Annotated in this window: 12 protein-coding genes and 1 other RNA gene; 7 read left to right on the top strand and 6 right to left on the bottom strand. The window is 65.8% G+C overall.

Annotated features, from left to right (window positions below):
- The first annotated feature begins 111 nt into the window (after nt 1-111).
- The 3 genes from ACYQ07_RS11750 to ACYQ07_RS11740 all read left to right on the top strand — a co-directional run bounded on the left by ACYQ07_RS11750 (nt 112) and on the right by ACYQ07_RS11740 (nt 4700).
- Nucleotides 112-1752 (top strand): Hvo_1808 family surface protein, encoded by a 1641-nt coding sequence (locus ACYQ07_RS11750; RefSeq protein WP_459881823.1) that lies wholly within the window; start codon nt 112-114, stop codon nt 1750-1752.
- 72 nt (nt 1753-1824) lie between these two features.
- Entirely contained in the window at nt 1825-3462 is a 1638-nt protein-coding gene (locus tag ACYQ07_RS11745) for a restriction endonuclease FokI C-terminal domain-containing protein (protein WP_459881820.1), read from the top strand.
- Nucleotides 3463-3527: 65 nt separating this feature from the next.
- Nucleotides 3528-4700: a nicotinate phosphoribosyltransferase gene (locus tag ACYQ07_RS11740; RefSeq protein WP_459881817.1), complete on the top strand. Its 1173-nt coding sequence runs from the start codon at nt 3528-3530 to the stop codon at nt 4698-4700.
- A 105-nt stretch (nt 4701-4805) separates the two neighbouring features.
- On the opposite strand, the gene ACYQ07_RS11735 is transcribed toward ACYQ07_RS11740, so the two are convergent.
- The gene (locus ACYQ07_RS11735) at nt 4806-5408 is read right to left on the bottom strand and encodes a TIGR00296 family protein (protein ID WP_459881814.1); all 603 of its coding nucleotides are present in this window, start codon (nt 5406-5408) and stop codon (nt 4806-4808) included.
- 222 nt (nt 5409-5630) lie between these two features.
- Between ACYQ07_RS11735 and rnpB the strand changes: the two genes are divergently transcribed.
- An RNA gene (gene rnpB / locus ACYQ07_RS11730) (RNase P RNA component) lies at nt 5631-5944 on the top strand.
- A 121-nt stretch (nt 5945-6065) separates the two neighbouring features.
- Here rnpB and arcD read toward each other — a convergent pair.
- Complete coding sequence (gene arcD, locus ACYQ07_RS11725) at nt 6066-7493, bottom strand: arginine/ornithine antiporter ArcD (RefSeq protein ID WP_459881811.1); 1428 nt, start codon at nt 7491-7493, stop codon at nt 6066-6068.
- Nucleotides 7494-7704: 211 nt separating this feature from the next.
- On the opposite strand from arcD, the gene ACYQ07_RS11720 reads away from it, so the two are divergent.
- Nucleotides 7705-8688, top strand: coding sequence for an NOG1 family protein (locus ACYQ07_RS11720; protein WP_459881808.1), 984 nt, complete (start codon nt 7705-7707; stop codon nt 8686-8688).
- Nucleotides 8689-8715: 27 nt separating this feature from the next.
- Here the strand turns inward: ACYQ07_RS11720 and ACYQ07_RS11715 are convergent, their stop codons facing one another.
- The 3 genes from ACYQ07_RS11715 to ACYQ07_RS11705 form a co-directional block, all read right to left on the bottom strand.
- The gene (locus ACYQ07_RS11715) at nt 8716-9462 is read right to left on the bottom strand and encodes an SIMPL domain-containing protein (RefSeq protein WP_459881805.1); all 747 of its coding nucleotides are present in this window, start codon (nt 9460-9462) and stop codon (nt 8716-8718) included.
- A 115-nt stretch (nt 9463-9577) separates the two neighbouring features.
- The gene (locus ACYQ07_RS11710) at nt 9578-10873 is read right to left on the bottom strand and encodes a TIGR00341 family protein (RefSeq protein ID WP_459881802.1); all 1296 of its coding nucleotides are present in this window, start codon (nt 10871-10873) and stop codon (nt 9578-9580) included.
- Between the two features lie 70 nt (nt 10874-10943).
- The gene (locus tag ACYQ07_RS11705; RefSeq protein WP_459881799.1) at nt 10944-11711 is read right to left on the bottom strand and encodes a 5-formyltetrahydrofolate cyclo-ligase; all 768 of its coding nucleotides are present in this window, start codon (nt 11709-11711) and stop codon (nt 10944-10946) included.
- Between the two features lie 102 nt (nt 11712-11813).
- Between ACYQ07_RS11705 and ACYQ07_RS11700 the strand changes: the two genes are divergently transcribed.
- Both ACYQ07_RS11700 and ACYQ07_RS11695 read left to right on the top strand, forming a co-directional pair.
- Nucleotides 11814-13118, top strand: a complete 1305-nt coding sequence (locus ACYQ07_RS11700; RefSeq protein WP_459881796.1) for a glucose-6-phosphate isomerase — start codon at nt 11814-11816, stop codon at nt 13116-13118.
- Between the two features lie 80 nt (nt 13119-13198).
- A complete protein-coding gene (locus ACYQ07_RS11695; RefSeq protein WP_459881793.1) occupies nt 13199-13927 on the top strand; it encodes a CPBP family intramembrane glutamic endopeptidase in 729 nt (242 codons plus the stop codon).
- Nucleotides 13928-14082: 155 nt separating this feature from the next.
- Here ACYQ07_RS11695 and ACYQ07_RS11690 read toward each other — a convergent pair whose 3' ends face one another.
- The gene (locus ACYQ07_RS11690) at nt 14083-16260 is read right to left on the bottom strand and encodes a PAS domain-containing sensor histidine kinase (protein WP_459881790.1); all 2178 of its coding nucleotides are present in this window, start codon (nt 16258-16260) and stop codon (nt 14083-14085) included.
- Between the last annotated feature and the right edge of the window lie 149 nt (nt 16261-16409).

Below are 16409 nucleotides of genomic sequence, written 5' to 3'. Positions count from 1 at the left end.
TCACGGGAGGGACGGGTGGCTGTGGTCGACGCAGGGAGTATCTGCACCCGTCCGGCCGCGTCGACGCGCAGGACCGACAAGCTACTTAGGGTCCTACCCGCAACGGGGTGTATGCGACGGGTTCTCATCGTCCTCGCCGTGACGCTGCTCGCCGTCGGCCTCGCAGCCGGCGGCGCCGGCGCGACCGACCATCCGGTTGCGGAGTCGCCCGACGAGTGTGCGGACGCCAACGACACGGAGATCGTGGGCTGCTGGGCGGGCATCCACTACGGCGAGGACCCCGGGATCGACCAGTCCGACGGGCTGACCGAGGCCGAACTCGAGGAGCTCACGCACCTCAAAATGGCCCGCGTCGAGTACCTCCGCGACCGGCCGTTCACGGAGGCGGTGCCGGTCGACACCGTCACGCGCGAGGAGTTCCAGGCCGACTACGAGGGCGACGAGGAGGAGACCGACGACGAACGCGAGTTCAACCGCTGGAACGACGGCGTCTGGAAGGCGCTGTTCGTCGTCGGCGAGGACGACTCCTCGGCCGAGGCGCTCGACGCGGTGTTCGGCGGGGCGGTCGCCGGCTTCTACTCGCCCGCGGAGGACCGGGTGGTGCTCGTCGTCGACGAGGACGAGGCGCTGCAGATTAGCGGCTCGACGCTGGTCCACGAGCTCGCCCACGCGATGCAGGACCAGTACCACGACCTCGCGGACCCGCGATACGCCGGCGACACGCAGGACGCCGACCTGGCGGTCGAGGGGATCGTCGAGGGTGAGGTCGTGCTGATCGAGGAGCTGTACGACGAACGGTGTGCCGAGGAGTGGGCCTGTATCGGCGAGCCGCCGGCCGATGATGACGACGGCCTTCCGGCAAACTTCAACTACGGCATCCTCCAGACGGTGCTCCAGCCGTACTCCGACGGCCCGTTCTACGCGGAGTCCCTCCGCGAGGAGGGCGGCTGGGAGGCAGTCAACGCGTCGATGAACGACCCGCCGGCGACCACCTCCGAGACGATCCACCGTGACCCCGACTACGAGACGGCGGAGATCGAGTTCGAGGACGTCGCAGAGGCCGGCTGGGAGACGTTCGACGAACAGGGCGTCGACGGCGCGGAAACCGCCGGCGAGGCGTCGATGTTCGTGATGTTCTGGTACCAGAGCTTCGAGTACGAGGTGCCGACGTTCGAGGCGACCTGGGAGCAGAGCGTCAACGTCCACCTCCAGACCGACGACGAGCTCCGGACGCGAGCGGCCTACAACTACGCCGACTCGGCGACCGACGGCTGGGCGGGCGACGAGCTCTACCCGTACCGAAACGACGGCGACGACGAGGAGCGGGACGGCTACGTCTGGGAGACGGAGTGGCAGACCGAGGCGGACGCCACGGAGTTCCTCGAGACCTACGAGCGAATGCTTGCCCACCACGACCCGGAGACCACCGACGAGGGGGTCCGGTACGTCGCCGACGGCGACTTCCGTGGCGCGTACGGCGTCGAACACGACGACACCACGGTGCGGATCACCCACGCCCCCGACCCCGAGAGCGTCATGGAGATCCGCCCGACCATCGAGCTTGAGGAGCCCGAACCCGAGGAGCCGGCGCCCGACACGCCGGCGGCGGGAACGCCGGTGCCCGGGACCGACGAGCCGACCGGTACGCCCGAAAGCGACGGGTCGTCCGACGAGATGGCGCCCGGGTTCGGCGTCGTCGTCGCGCTCGTCGCGCTGCTTTGTGCCACGGTGGTGCTTCGGACACGGGACTAGATCCGCGAGTCGAGGTTACGTCTCAACGATACTCAGTTTAAAGTATCATGTGACCAATTGTCATTCTATCCGATGTACTTGCGCGATCTGATAGATAAGGACTGGAACAGTTACGAACGGAAGCGCTTCATCAACGACGATACCAAGTCAAAAACGGAAGCGTTCGACCCCGAAGCGTTCAAACACGACGGATTCTCGGAGCGTGAAACGTATCTGAACACGTACGTACCGGCGCTCGCCGAGGAGGGACGGGTCAAAGCCGAACTCACGGACTTCACGCCTCCACGGCTCTCGTCGATCAACGATTCACCGTACCAGGCGCTCGTGATCAGATTCGGCGTCCTCAGGCAACTCATTCAACAACCGGGGTACAGCATGCAGAAAGGGGAGTTGCTGGACGCCGTACAGGAGTGGCAGAGGGGGTTCATCGACACGTACGATGGCGATTCGTTCTCCGAGGACGATGAGTTGCTCCATCTGGCACACGCAGCCGTCGATTACGAAAACCAGATCGATGATTCGGAGCTTCATATGGTATCTAGCTTCTTTGAATTACACAATCGTGCGTACGAGAGTAAACACGAGTACTACACCTGGCTGGAGTTTTTCAAACGACTGTCGGCAATCGAGCGGTTCCCGAAGGTTTCACGCTCCGACAGCCCCGAGCACGCCCGTGATACCATCGAGAAGGGGATCTGGTCGCTTCAGGAACAAGCTCTCGTCTACGAGGTGAACGACGGAGACACGAAGGACCTCGTCGGAATTCCGGAGGACTTTGCGGACGTCATCGGCGACTGGCTCCACTACGAGATGTCGGAAGAGAACTTTCACCGGATGCTCGAGACGCTTGAACCGTTCGACCGTCAGTCGGTGCTCATAGAGGCGCGTGAAACGTTCGACATCGAAGGGAAAAACTATGGACGCAACGAGAATAGACGGGAGAACATCGTCGCCGCAGGCGTGTATCCCAGCGAACTGCTCCGGGAAGTAGTCGACAAGGAGGACCTCAAAGCGATCGTCGACCGCTACGGCCTCGATGCTCACAAACGGCGGACGGACGAGATGGTCACCGCGATCATCGAGTACTTCGAACAGTCGCAGAAGGCGGTCGACGACGACGACCCCGAAGTCGAGCTATTTATCGAGACGTACGAGGATATCGCCGACGGAACGGTCACGCAGGTGCCGCCACAGCTACAGGATCTCGTCGACGTCGAGAACGCGGACCGAAAGCTCGACATCCTGTTCGAGGAGGCTACCGGGGAACTGTTTCGGGAGGCGTTCGGTCTCGACGGAACGAACCAGCTCGGCCAACACGCGACCGGGATGGTCGCCGACGGGGAGATCGAACAGGACGGCAAGTGGCTACTCTGGGACAACAAGCGCCGGCGGGAGAAGTTCCGGCTCGGAAGCGATGCTCGAAGCAAAATAAAGAGCTACATCGACACCAAGGACAAACAGCATCAGGTGGAGTGGTTCCTGATCGTTGCTCCGGACTTCACCGAGGAGGCCGAGAAGAACGCGGAGCGCTTGGAGATGCAGATCGGAAAGGACATCCGGTTGATTCGAGCAGCGGATCTGAAAACGCTCGCAAGCACGTGGCGGGAGGAGTACGCTGCGGACGGCCGCGAGCTACCGCTCGCAGCGTTTTATGGGTCCGGGCTGTTCGAGGTCGAACCAGCTCTCGATCTGCTTGACTCCGAGTTCTAGTTGGGTGCCGCCGAACCGGTCGCATCCCACCTGGCTTTTTGCGGCTGCCGGGCGAACGGCGAGCAATGACCGAGTTCGACATCGTGGACGCCGACGCGATCCGGTCGGGACGGGCCACCGACGCCTACTTCGAGCGCACGGAGGCGACGCTCGAGGCCGCCGGCCGGAATCCGCGCGTCGTCGCGGAAGTGACCGCCGACCAGTTTCCGGACGGGGAGTTCGAGCTGTTTGCGGGGCTGAAAGACGCCGTCGCCCTGCTCGAAGGACGCGACGTGGACGTCGACACGATCCCCGAGGGGCGGCTGTTCGACGGCGGGCCAGTCATGCGGATCACGGGCGACTACCTGACGTTCGCGCGGCTGGAGACGTCGCTTTTGGGCTTTCTCTCGCACGCGTCCGGCATCGCCACCGCGGCGCTGGACGCGCGAGTCGCCGCGCCCGACTCCCACGTCCTCTCGTTCGGCGCGCGCCACGTCCACCCGTCGATGACGGCGGTCGTCGAGCGCTCCGCGCTGCTTGCGGGCCTTGACGGCTTTTCGCACGTCGCTGCCGGCGACCTCCTCGGCAAGGAGGCGTCGGGGACGATGCCGCACGCGCTCATGATCTGCTTCGGCGCCGGCAACCAGGAGGCGGCGTGGCGCGCGTTCGACGAGACGGTCGACGAGCGCGTCCCGCGGATCGCGTTATGTGACACCTACACCGACGAGAAGGACGAGGTGATCCGGGCGGTCGAGGCGCTCGGCGACCGCCTCTCGGGCGTCCGGCTCGACACGACGGGCTCGCGCCGCGGAGACTTCCGGCACATCGTGCGGGAGGTGCGCTGGGAGCTCGACGCGCGCGGCCACGAGGACGTGGACGTGTACGTCTCCGGCGGACTCGGGCCCGACGACCTCCGACGGCTCCGCGACGTGGTCGACGGCTTCGGCATCGGCGGCTACGTCTCGAACGCCGATCCCGTGGACTTCGCGCTCGACATCGTCGAGGTCGACGGCGAACCGGTGTCCAAACGCGGGAAGCTCTCCGGAACGAAACACGTGTACCGGACCGCCGACGGCGACCACGCCGTCGGGCTCGCGGGCCGTGAGGGGCCCGAAGGCGCCGAACAGCTGCTCCAGCCCGTCATTCGCGACGGCGAGGTGGTCGACGAGGCGCTGTTCGATCTGGACGCCGGCACGGAGCGGGCGCTGGCGGATGCGGGTCACGTCGGCTACGGCGACGGGACTGCGGAGCGGCGGTAGCCGCGGCGCACGTCGGCGACGTCGCTCTCGCTCGAAAACAAAATGGCTGCGTGAGGCGGACGCTCCGAGGCGGGGAAGCGTCGAGTAGGCGCGGCCTCCAGTCCGTTACAGCTCTTCGACGGCGCCACCGTCGGGGCGCTCGCGGAAGACCTGGCCCTCGATGAGCGTGACCATCGTCTCCTCGTCCTCGTAGGCGGTCGGCGAGAGTCCCGCCTTCCGGCAAGCTCGCGAGAGGAACTCGGCAGCTGACCAGCCGTTCTCGACGGGGAGCGTCGGGTAGAGCCAGCCGTGGGCGTTGCCGGCGTCGACGGCGACGCCGTGCGTGCCGAGTTCGAGGTCGGCGAGCGGGTCGTTGGTGAGCACCGTGTTCGAGACGATACAGACGGAGACGGTGAGGTGCTCCAGCTCCTTCGGCTCCACCTCGGAGCCACAGGAGTCGTCGGAGGCGGCCTGAATCGCGGCCTCGACGATGGCGTGACCGAGCTGGTCGGAGGTCTTGTACGCGCCGGCACAGCCACGGAGCCGGCCGCGACCGCGTGTCGACTGCAGGCGGACGAACGCACCCGTCCGGGAGTAGAAGGCGTCGCGCATGCTCCCCGGATGTTCACGTTGGCCCTGCAAAACGAACGATTCGACCGCCTCGCGTGCGAGTTCGACCGCTCGAGCTCCGTCCTCGTACGATAGCTCAACGGTCTGGGCCTCGGACATACCTTCCCTTGCGGTGCGGCCGACTTGAACGTGTCCCTTCCGCGTGAACGTTCATGACCTTTCGAGGATCGGTGATATCTCATTTCTCGTCCGCTGTCGCGGTCGATGTCTCTCCTGCGAGTCGAATGACCACTCGGAGGTACGAGCGAGTGGAGGCCGGCGTGCGCCCGGCGGTCCCGCCGACCGAACCCCTTATTGGTGGGAGTCGGCTAGGAATTGGCGGACAGAGGGAGCCCGACTCCCGTGGCGTCAGCCATGAGGAAAGTCCCCCCACCGGCCGGACAGGCGACCGGGCACAAGCCCGGAGTCGGAGACGGCTGGCTCTGGAACAGCAACGAGACCCCCTGCCCCGACCCGTGACGCGTGCGAACCGACCCGCGAGGGAAGGGAGTTAACCCGCAGAGGACCGACGGGCAGGGACGGATGGAACGGCGAATCCTCGCCGGTGCAAGTCCGTGCCATCAGGTAGTCCGGCCACGGCACGGACGCTCAGCCGAATGTCGGGACGAACAGAAGGGGGCTTACTCCCCTCAGTCCGCTCGTACCGCCGAGCGACGGCGCTTATTCTCGAATTGCTGGCTAGGCGGACAGGACGCCGGGGAGCCGTATACTTCCGAGTAGCCGAAGGGCCAGCGGCTGCCCCCCAAAGCGGCACAGTCAGTCGGCGGACGCCGGCGGCTTCGACACGTTCAGCGAGTAGCCCGTCGCGGCGATGACGAACAGCGCCAGCGGCGAGAGGAACGCGAAGAAGTAGTAGGGGACGTACTCCAGCGTCGGGACGCCCGTCACGCCCGTCATGAAGACGGCGCCGGCGTGCCACGGAAACAGCGCGCCCGTCGGCGTCCCGGCCGCCTCGACGGCCCGGGAGAGCTGGTCGGTGTCGAGCCCCAGCTCGTCGTAGGTGTTCCGCAGGGTGACGCTCGGGAGCACGATGCTCATGTACTGCTGTGCGGTGAGGGCGTTGACGGCAATCGCCGAAACACCGGTACCAGCGACGAGCACGCCCGGACTCCGGATCGTGGAGACGAAGCCGTGGGCAATGACCGCGAGCGCGCCGGTCCGCTCCAGGATCCCGCCGAGCGAGAGGGCGGCGACGACGACGGTGATCGTCCACGCCGACCCCGTCAGCCCGCCGGTCGCCAGCAGCTCGTTTACCGTCTCCGAGGAGGACTCGGGCGCGGTGCCGGACATGAAGATCTCCCACGCGGCGACAAAGCCGGTCCCTTGCACGAGGATCGTGGTGAACGCGCCCGCGAACACGCCGGCGACCAGCGTCGGGAGCGCCGGGTATCCCCGGAGCGCAAGCCCGAAGGTGACGAGGAGGGGCAGAAACGCGAGCAGCGTGATCGCGTACACCTCGGTGAGGCCACTCTGGATCTCCGCGATCCGGCCCGCAGGAATCTCCCCCGTCGTCCGGAGCCCCAGTACGATGAAGCCGAGAACCGCGACGCCGAACGCCGCGAACGTCCCGAGCTGCATGCGCTTGATGTGGGCGTACAGGTCGGTGTTGGTGACGCCGGCCGCGAGGTTGGTCGTGTCCGACAGCGGCGACTGCTTGTCGCCGGCGTACGCCCCCGAGAGCACGGCCCCAACCGTCATCGGCGCGGGGACGCCGAGACCGGCGCCGATCCCGACGAACGCGACGCCGAGCGTTCCCACCGTCGTCCAGGAGGAGCCGATGGCGAACGCGACGACTGCCCCGATGACCGCGGCGGCGGGGAGGAACGTCGTCGGCGTGAGCGCCTCGAGTCCGTAGTACATCAGGCCGGGGATGGTCCCGGCGCTGACCCACGTCGCGATGAGCCCGTAGATGGTGAAGATGATGAGCAGCGCTTGCAGCCCCATCACGAGTCCGTTGGCGACGCCGTCGAACAGGTCGTTCCAGTCGTAGCCGAGCCAGAGGCCGAAGGCGCCGACGAAGACGATACTCCACAGCAGCGGTACGTGGGGGTCGAGCCCCAGCACCGCCGAACCGATGCCCAGGAACGCCACGACGGCGAGGACGGGGACCAGCGCGAGCCGAACGCTCGGGCGGCGCTCGGGATCGAGATCCTCGAACGTCGTCGGCGTGAAGCCATCTGCCATCGGCCGAGTTATGTCTCTATTGCATAAATACCCATTGTATTATTCCCACAAAGCATGGATCCCGTTATCACTCACCACACGAAGCGGGCGACGGTCGACCACGGACGGCACGTCGAGCGCACGACCCAACGGCTGCACGCCGTGTGCCGCCGTACCGCCCGGCTTCACGAACGGACGGTCTTATACGCCTCGACCGGCTAGACGTGCCAACATGATATTTGAGGGGCTCCCCACCACGCCCCGTTCGGAGGAACTCCTCGACAAGGCGTTCTCCCGGGCGGCCCGTGCGGGACACGCCAAAAGCGGGCACGAAGCCCAGGAGTCGATGCTCCGGACGGCCGGCAACATTCTCTCCGACAACCTCGAGAACGTCGTCGTCACCTGGCCGGACTTCGGCTTCGACGTCGACCCGTTCTACTACGAGCTCGCCGACGCGATCGTCGACGTCGACCGTCTTCGGCAGGCGCTCTCGCAGGTGATGTGGGCCAGCCGGCAGATCGAGTCGATCCGCGACGAGTACACCACCAAGGTCCGCAACTCGGACGTCGACGGCGCCAGAAAGCACCGCAAGCAGGCGTTCGCCCGGATGGCGGACATCATGGACCAGATCGAAGACGACCTGCGCTACATCGGCGACTCCCGCGACGACCTCAAGAACCTGCCGGAGATCCGGATGGAGGAGCCCGCCATCGTCGTCGCCGGCTACCCCAACGTCGGCAAGTCCTCGTTCGTCAACTACGTCACCCGCGCCTCAAACGAGATCGCGGAGTACCCGTTCACGACGAAGGGCGTCCAGATCGGCCACTTCGAGCGTGACCACGTCCGATACCAGATCATCGACACGCCCGGGATCCTCGACCGGCCGGCCGACGAGCGCAACGACATCGAGAGCCAGGCCGTCAGCGCGCTTGACCACCTCGCGGACGTGGTGCTGTTCGTGCTCGACCCCTCCGGCGACTGCGGCTACCCGCTGGAGTCCCAGCTCGAACTCCGCGCGGAGGTCGCCGAGCTGTTCGGCGCGGACACGCCGATGATCACCGTCGCCAACAAACACGACCGGTTCGACGCCGTGCGCGCCGAGAGCGTCGACGCGACGATGAGCGTCACCAACGAGGAGAACGTCGACGAGGTGCTCGACCTCGCGGTCGAGGCCGCCGACTTCCAGCCGGATCTTCCCTCGCGGGACGCCGAGTAGACCGCGGCGCCGCTACCGACGCTTTCGCTATTCGGACTCTCCCGCCTCGAACGTCACCGCCAGCGTGACGCTCACGCTCACGTCACCGGCCTCGATGCCGGTCTCGGCCGCGCTCGCGTCGTCGGCCGCGACCGCCTCGGCCACGTCGCTCGTCGTGTACGGCGTCGCGCGGGCGTCGGCGGTGGAGACCTGCGCCACGCCAACCACCGACAGTCCCGCGTTGGCCGCGATTATCTCGGCGTCGGCGTCCGCGGCGTCCATCGCGTCGGCGAGCGCCTCCTCACGGAGTTCCGTCTCCCGCTCCTCGCTCAGCCCGAATTCGATCCGCTGGACGTCGTCGGCGCCGCCGTCGATCGCCACGTCGATCACCTCACCGACGGCGTCCACGTCGTCGACGGAGAGCGCGTAGCGGTGTTCGCCCTCGTACTCCGTCACGTTCGGCTCCTGACGGGACTGGTGCGTCTCGCGGACGGAGTAGCGGTCCGTGCGCACGTCGTCCTCGTCGAGTCCCCAGTCGTACAGCGCCGCGCGTAGCGCGTCCTCCCGGGACGCCAGCTCGTCACGAACCGCCTCGGGGTCGTCGTCGGTCGCCGTCACGGCCACGCGAACGCTTGCGCGGTCGGGGTCGGCCTCCGCCTCTCCCTCCGCCGTCACGTCTATCGTGCGGTCGATCTCCTCGTCGGCGCCGTTCTCAGCGGCACCCGTCAGCCCGGCACAGCCCGCCAACAGCACGAGAAAGGCGAGCCCGCCGAGCGCAGCCAGTTTCCGGTTCATGTCAGCCAGCACACGCGCCGGCCCCTATAAGCCAGCGGTGGGACAAAGCGCCGTTTGTGCCATCGAGAACGGCGAACGATCGGTGCCGGTTCCGGTAGCGTTGTGGACCGTCGGCCTATCGCGAGCGTTCGAGCGTCACGACCCGGACTTCCACGATAACGGAGGTGCCGGTGACAGTCTCTATCCGCTGGTCGAGTCTGGTTGCCAGTCCGTCGACCGACGTACCCGGTGGCGCTCCGACGGTAACCACCACGCGTTCGGTCGTTCGTGGCGGAACGGTGCCCGTCCGCTCGATGTCGAGCTCCAGCAGTTCGAGCTCGGCGTCGAGCGCCTCCAGCTCGTCGCCGACGGCGGTGCGGATCTCCTCTTCGGCGGTCGTCGCCGTGTACGTGTCGTAGGTGACGCCCCCGAGAAACAGCGACAGGCAGGCGATGGCGACCACGAGTACGGCGCCGCGTTTTATTAGCGCCGACCGGGCCTCGTCCTCGCGGAACCACTGTTCCGGTCGATACCCCTCGTACCACAACACCACGAGGGCGGCGAGGTTGATCGAGAGGACGTTCACCAACACGAGCACGCCGGCGCCGAGCGCCAGCCGCGGGATATTGAACGCGATGCCGATCCCGACGGCCGCCGCCGGCGGAATCAGCGCCACGGCGATCATCACGCCGACGAGCGCGGCGGAGACGCCGGTCATCAGCGAGACGATCCCCGCGATCCCCGCGCCGATGGCGACCGCGAGCACGAGCACGTTGGGGGCGAGCCGCTCGGAGACCTCGGCCAGCGCCAACGGGTCCATCCCCGGCGGAACGAGGTTCAGCCCGCGGAGGAGTGCGGCGAACAGCGCAGCCGACGCCACCGCGAGCACGACGCCGAGCGCCTGCATCCGCACCCCGCGCCGGAACAGGTCCTGGTCGTCGACGACCGTGCCGACCGCGGCGGACATCGCCGGCCCGATGAGGGGGGCGATCACCATCGACCCGACGACGGTCGCCGGCGAGTCGAGCAGTAGCCCGGCGGTCGCGATCACCGCGGAGACGACCGTGAGGAGCACGTACGTCTGCATCCCCGAGACGAGGTCCTTCGCCTTCGACTGGAGCTCCTGTCTGGAGATCCGGTCTTCGGTCCGCTCGGACTCCTCGGCGTACTCCTCCTCCAGCTGGTCGAACCGCCGGGAGATCACGGTCTCGGCGTTCACGATGACGGTGTAGGTCCGCTCGTCGATCCCCGCGTCGCGAAGCTCCTCCAGGACGGGTTCGACCGCCGCGGTCGGCAGCGGGAACGTCGCGACCGCCGTGAACTCGCGGCCGCTGGTCTCGTCGGTTATCACGTAGTCGATCCCCTTCTCGTCGAGCGCGCGGATCACCGCCGCGCGCTTGCCGGCGGGGATCATCACCTGTACGAGTCGCACGGTCGTCGGTCGCCCGGGCGAGGCTTATAAGGTGGGGATGGAGGTGTCGCAGCTCCCCGCGTGCATCCGCTTATTCCCGCTCCGGCGCGCGCTCGGCGAGCACCGGGATCTCGGCCAGTCGCTCGTCGTCGAGCGCCGACCAGTCCACGCCGGTCGGGCGGTCGTACGGCGTCTCCGTCCGGACGACGCCCTGCGGCGTGACCACGAGGTCGAGCGGCACGTCGTGGGCGTCGGGGGAGGGGAGCTCGCCGTCGTGTTCGTCGTCCGACTGCTCGGACGAGGCAACCGGCGACTCCGGACCATCCACCACCTGCAGTTCGTGCACGGTCGTGGCGACGGTCGTCTCGTCGCTCACGGCGTCGAGTTCGCGGAGCATCGCCCATTCGAGGTCGCTGTACCCCTCGCCTTTCCCGACGCGCGCGCCGTCGGTCGTGACCGCGACGGAGCCGGACACCACGAGGTCGACGTGTGGCACGTCCTCGGGGGCGACCGGGACGCCGTGCTTGCTCACGCCCGAGACAGTCGTCGCCTCGTCGATGTCGGTCACTTCTTCGGGGTCCAGCCGGAGAAACGGGTCGGGGTCGCGCAGCCGCGGCTGCGCCACGTACACCGTCTTGCCGGCCCGGAGCGCGGCTCGGCGGACCGGAAGCTGTGGCGCGTCCGGGTTGCACTTGAGCGTCTCCGCGTTTCGCCACTCGTCGGTCTCCGTCAGCCGATCGCACGCGTCGTCCGCGCCGGCGAAGTTCGGGATGCGACCGTGAGGCGGGAACGGGAATCGGGCGACGCCGCGCTCCTCCAGCGCGTCCCAGACGGTCTCGCGGAGCGTCTGCTTGTCCATGCGGGGGGGAGCGCGCCGGCGGACTTGAAAGGGGGCGTCCGGGAGGACCCACGCAACTCCGGGTGACCCACCCTTAAGGTGCAGTCGCCCGGTTCACCACGTATGGACGTGGACATCGGCAACGCGCTCGGCACGACCCCGGGCGTCACCGAGGAGACGCTGGAGCGACTCGACGACCGGGTGGCGGACGCCCACGCACGGATCGCCGACGGGATGGCGAACGACGAGTTCGGCTACGCCTCGCTAACCCTCCCCGAGACGGCGGATCCGGACGCGATTCGGACCGCAGTCGAGCCCTTCGGTCGCCCCGAGGCGGTCGTCACCGTGGGGATCGGCGGCTCCGCGCTCGGCGCGGCGACGCTCTCCGAGGCACTCGACTCGCCCGTGGACGCCTACTACCTCGACAACGTGGATCCCGACCACGTCGAGGCCCTGCTTGAGGACCTCCCGCTCGCGGACACCGTGGTGAACGTCGTCTCCAACTCGGGGACGACCGCGGAGACGCTCGCCAACTTCCTCGTCGTCCGCGAGGCGATGGAGACCGCGGGCGTCGACTGGACCGAGCGCACCCTCGTAACGACGGGCGAGTCGGGGAACCTCCGCCGGCTCGCCGACCAGCACGACCTGCCAGCGCTCGACGTACCCGAGGGCGTGCCGGGGCGCTTCTCCGTCCTCTCGACGGTCGGACTGGCGGTGGCCGCCCTGCAGGGCCACGACATCGAGGCCGTCCTCGCTGGCGGCCGCGACGGGATGGACGCGCTCTCCGGCTCGCTGTTCGACTCGCCGGCATACGCCTACGGCGCGACGACGTACGCGCTCGCCCAGCGCGGCGCGCTCACCAACGCCATCATGCCGTACGCGGAGTCGCTGGAGACGTTCGGCGAGTGGTTCGCCCAGCTGTGGGCCGAGAGCCTCGGCAAGGACGGGCTGGGACAGACGCCCGCCCGCGCACTCGGCGCCACCGACCAGCACTCCCAGCTTCAGCTCTACCGGGCCGGCCCGCCGGACAAGCTCGTGACGCTGGTCCGACCCCGCGAGCGACGCGATACCGCCATCCCGGAGACCGACCTGGAGGGGCTCGCCTATCTGGGCGGCTCCTCGCTCGGCGAGCTGCTCGACGCCGAGTTCGCGGCGACGGAGGCGAGCCTCGCGGCCGCCGACGTACCGAACGTGCGGATCGAGATCGACCGCGTCGACGAGCGGAATCTGGGCGAGCTGCTGTACGGCATGGAGGCCGCCACGGTGCTGTACGGCGAGCTCGCGAGCGTCTCGACGTTCACCCAGCCGGCGGTCGAGTGGGGGAAGAAGGCGGCCCGTGGCCTGCTCGGCGGCGGCGACTTCCCCGAGGCCGACGCCGTCGCGGACAAACGCGAGCTGGTCGTCTCCGCGGACGCCGGGCGGGAATAGCACACAGCCAGCGGGACGACCGTCGCGCGCGTGACACGCGCGACCGACGGGCCTAAATCCGCTCTGCCCCGTGTTCGTGTATGAGCGGTTACGTCACGCTGCCCGACAACGGAATCGGCCGGATCGGCAGCTCCATCGTGGTGATCTTCGCCGCGTTGATCGTCGCCTCGCTCTTTGCGACCTCCCTCACCGCGCTCGGCGTCGAGCTCGGCCTCTTTTCGGCCGACTCCACCGCGGAGCGGGTCACCTCGACGATTCTCCAGTTCGTCGGCTTCCTGCTCGCGGCTGTCGGCTACCTCGCGGTGACGAACGAGTGGGAGATCCTCGGCATCGACACGCCCTCCCTCCGCGATGTCGGGCTGATCGCCGGCAGCGCGGTCGTCCTGCTCGCACTCCAGTACGGGCTCCTGTTCGTGCTCAGCCAGATCGGCCTCTCGACCGGGCAGAATCAGGCGACCGTTCCCACGGGTGATCCCGTCGTCTACTATCTCGCGCTGATCGTCGTCTCCATCCTCGTCGTCGGCCCCGCCGAGGAGGTGCTGTTCCGGGGCGTCGTCCAGGGCGGGCTCCGACGCGCCTACTCGGCATGGCCCGCGATCCTGATCGCGAGTGCCCTGTTCGGGCTCGTACACGTCTTCGCCGTGAGCGGGACGCTCGGCGAACAGCTGGCGTACGCCGGCGTCGTCGGCGTGCTCGGCGCGCTCCTCGGCCTGCTGTACGAGTACACCGACAACGTACTGGTCCCCGGGCTCGCGCACGGCTTCTACAACGCCGCCATCTACGTGACGCTGCTGTACGGCGTGTTGTGAGGAGCGCGCCGCACCGGCCGTCGTTCCGGCGCTGTTGAAATCCTCATAACGTGACAATGGCAGGACCGGTTCCCGTCCATACGGACAAACGAACCAACACGGGACACACTGACGATCCACCAGCTGGTAAGACGGCCGTGCAAGATACAGAGGGCCTATGTAGCGGTGAACTCAACCCCCGTAATCTCGAATCTCGCGCCACCCCCCGAGCGACGAGTAACCCGGATGTCCCAATCGTGGGACTCAACGATTTGTTGCACGATGCTCAGTCCGAACCCGGTACCCTCGGTATTCGTTGAGTACCCTACCTCAAACACGGAGTCAACGGCAGCTTCCCCGATCCCTTTCCCGTTATCCTCAATGTAGAAACCGTCCTCTAGTTCCCCCACGGTTACGGTCACTGCACTGCCACCATGTTCGACCGCATTTCGAATAAGATTCTCAAATAGCTGTTTGAGCCGGGGCTCATCAGCGACTACCAGCTGATCAGTTTCGAGAGTAAGCGAGGCTTCGGCTGTTTCAACGGTTTTCCAGCAGTCTGCGACTACGGCTGTGAGATCGACTGCGTTCGTCTCAACCGCGCTCTCTCCCTCACGGGCCAGCGTGAGTAGGTCCTCAATAAGGCTCTCCATCCGACCGTGTGCTCGCTCAACGCTGTCCAAGTGTTGGCTCTCACAGTCGTCACGCGCTAACTCCAAATGCCCCACAGCAACGTTCAGCGGATTTCGAAGATCGTGTGAGACGATGCTAGCGAACTCCTTAAGCCTCTCATTGGCTCGCTTTACTTTTTCGCGCTCCGTAACGTCCATGTACATCGCCATCGTTCCGACGACCTTCCCGGCTGCGTCCTTACGGGGGACTGCCCGCAACACGGTCTCCACGACTTCCCCGTCAGCAGTCACCAACTTCCGGGGCTCTGTGGCAAATTCATCCGTTAAGGCGCGTTCGTATCCACCACGTTCGATCAGTGCCTCCCGGGAGTCAGGCGTGTAGCGTTCCGCGAGCTCGGTTCCGATGAGTGCCTCCGTTTCGATCTGCAGGGTTTCTGCGAACTGGTTGTTGCAGTCCTCGATAATTGGTCGACCGTTCTCCATTCGTGTGACGACCGCCATCACGGGGGCCTCCTCGAATAAGGTTTGATACTGCTCTTCAAGCCGGGTTGTCAGCTCCTCCAGCTCCTCGGTTTTCCGTTTGAGCTCCCGCTGGTACTGCTTGGATTCATCAATATCGAGGTGAGTCCCGACAGCACGGATGGGGTCACCGGCTTCATCTCGTTCAACGATTTTGCCGAGATCCCGGATCCACTTCCACTCGCCATCCGCAGTTCGCATTCGGTGTTCAGTGTCGTAGTGATCCGTTTGCTGCTGAATATGTGCATCAAGTGCAGCTTCGACTTCGTCGATGTCGTCCGGGTGAACGCGTGCCTCCCACGTCCGGAGGTGTGGTTCGAGTTCGTCAAGCGTGTAGCCGAGCATCTCGGCCCACTGCTCGTTGAACTCTACTTCGTCGGTCGTCAAGTCCCAATCCCACACGCCAAGGTTCGCGCCTTCGATCGCGAGTTCGAGACGTTCCTTGAGTGTCTCAATTTCTCGCATCCGTTGCTTCCGCTCGGTGATGTCCCGCGAGATGACGAGAAACCGATCACCATCTTCTACAGGAAGCCGCGTGAGATGCACTTCGACAGGGAATCGTGTGCCGTCATCGGCCTCGAATGTCGTTTCGACTTCGATCCGGTCTCCAACGTCCATTCCATCCAAACTGTCCTGCAATTCGTCTTGACCGATTTCCTGATCGATCTCCCAAACCTTCTGCCCGACGAGTTCGTCTTTCGGCTGATCGAACGCCTCGCAGAACCGCTGATTCACATCGACGAGAGTCCCATCAGTGGTATGGATATTGATCATATCCGGGGAGTTTTCGAAGAGGGCTTCGAAACGGGCCGTGGTCTGTTTGAGACGTTTCTCACGCTCCTTGGTCTCAGTAATGTCGCTGACACTCACCACGTATCCGTCGATCGCGGTCGCCGTTCGATTACTCCCCCTAGTCTCAAGCCAGACCCATGATCCATCCTTGTGGCGGTAGCGAAATTCGGCAGTACTAATCTCATTATCCTCGGATGTGCGGAATTCATCGAACGCCTCACGAACTCGCTGTTGGTCGTCGGGATGGACATGTTCGAACACGTGACCACCAACACGCTCAGCCGGCGCATACCCGGTGATACGCTGTACAGCTGGATTTTCATACAGAATCTCACCGGAGTCATCCACAAGTAGAACCCCATTGGGAATGTTTCTAACCAGTTCCCGATGTTCCTCTCCCGACAGTCCCATTATTGTAAACTCATTAATAGTAATCGCCTAAGAATCTTTGTATTCTATAACTGCTCGGCGTCGCATTGATGATCGATCCGAGCAGTTCGTTTTTGATGGGTTTTTATGCAGTATCTGACCCCTGCATCCTGCACGGCGATCCAAACACC

The sequence above is a fragment of the Halorubrum gandharaense genome (assembly GCF_054654575.1).
The sequence above is the reverse complement of the archived record's forward strand: the minus strand, read 5'-3'. Positions and strand labels throughout refer to the sequence as shown.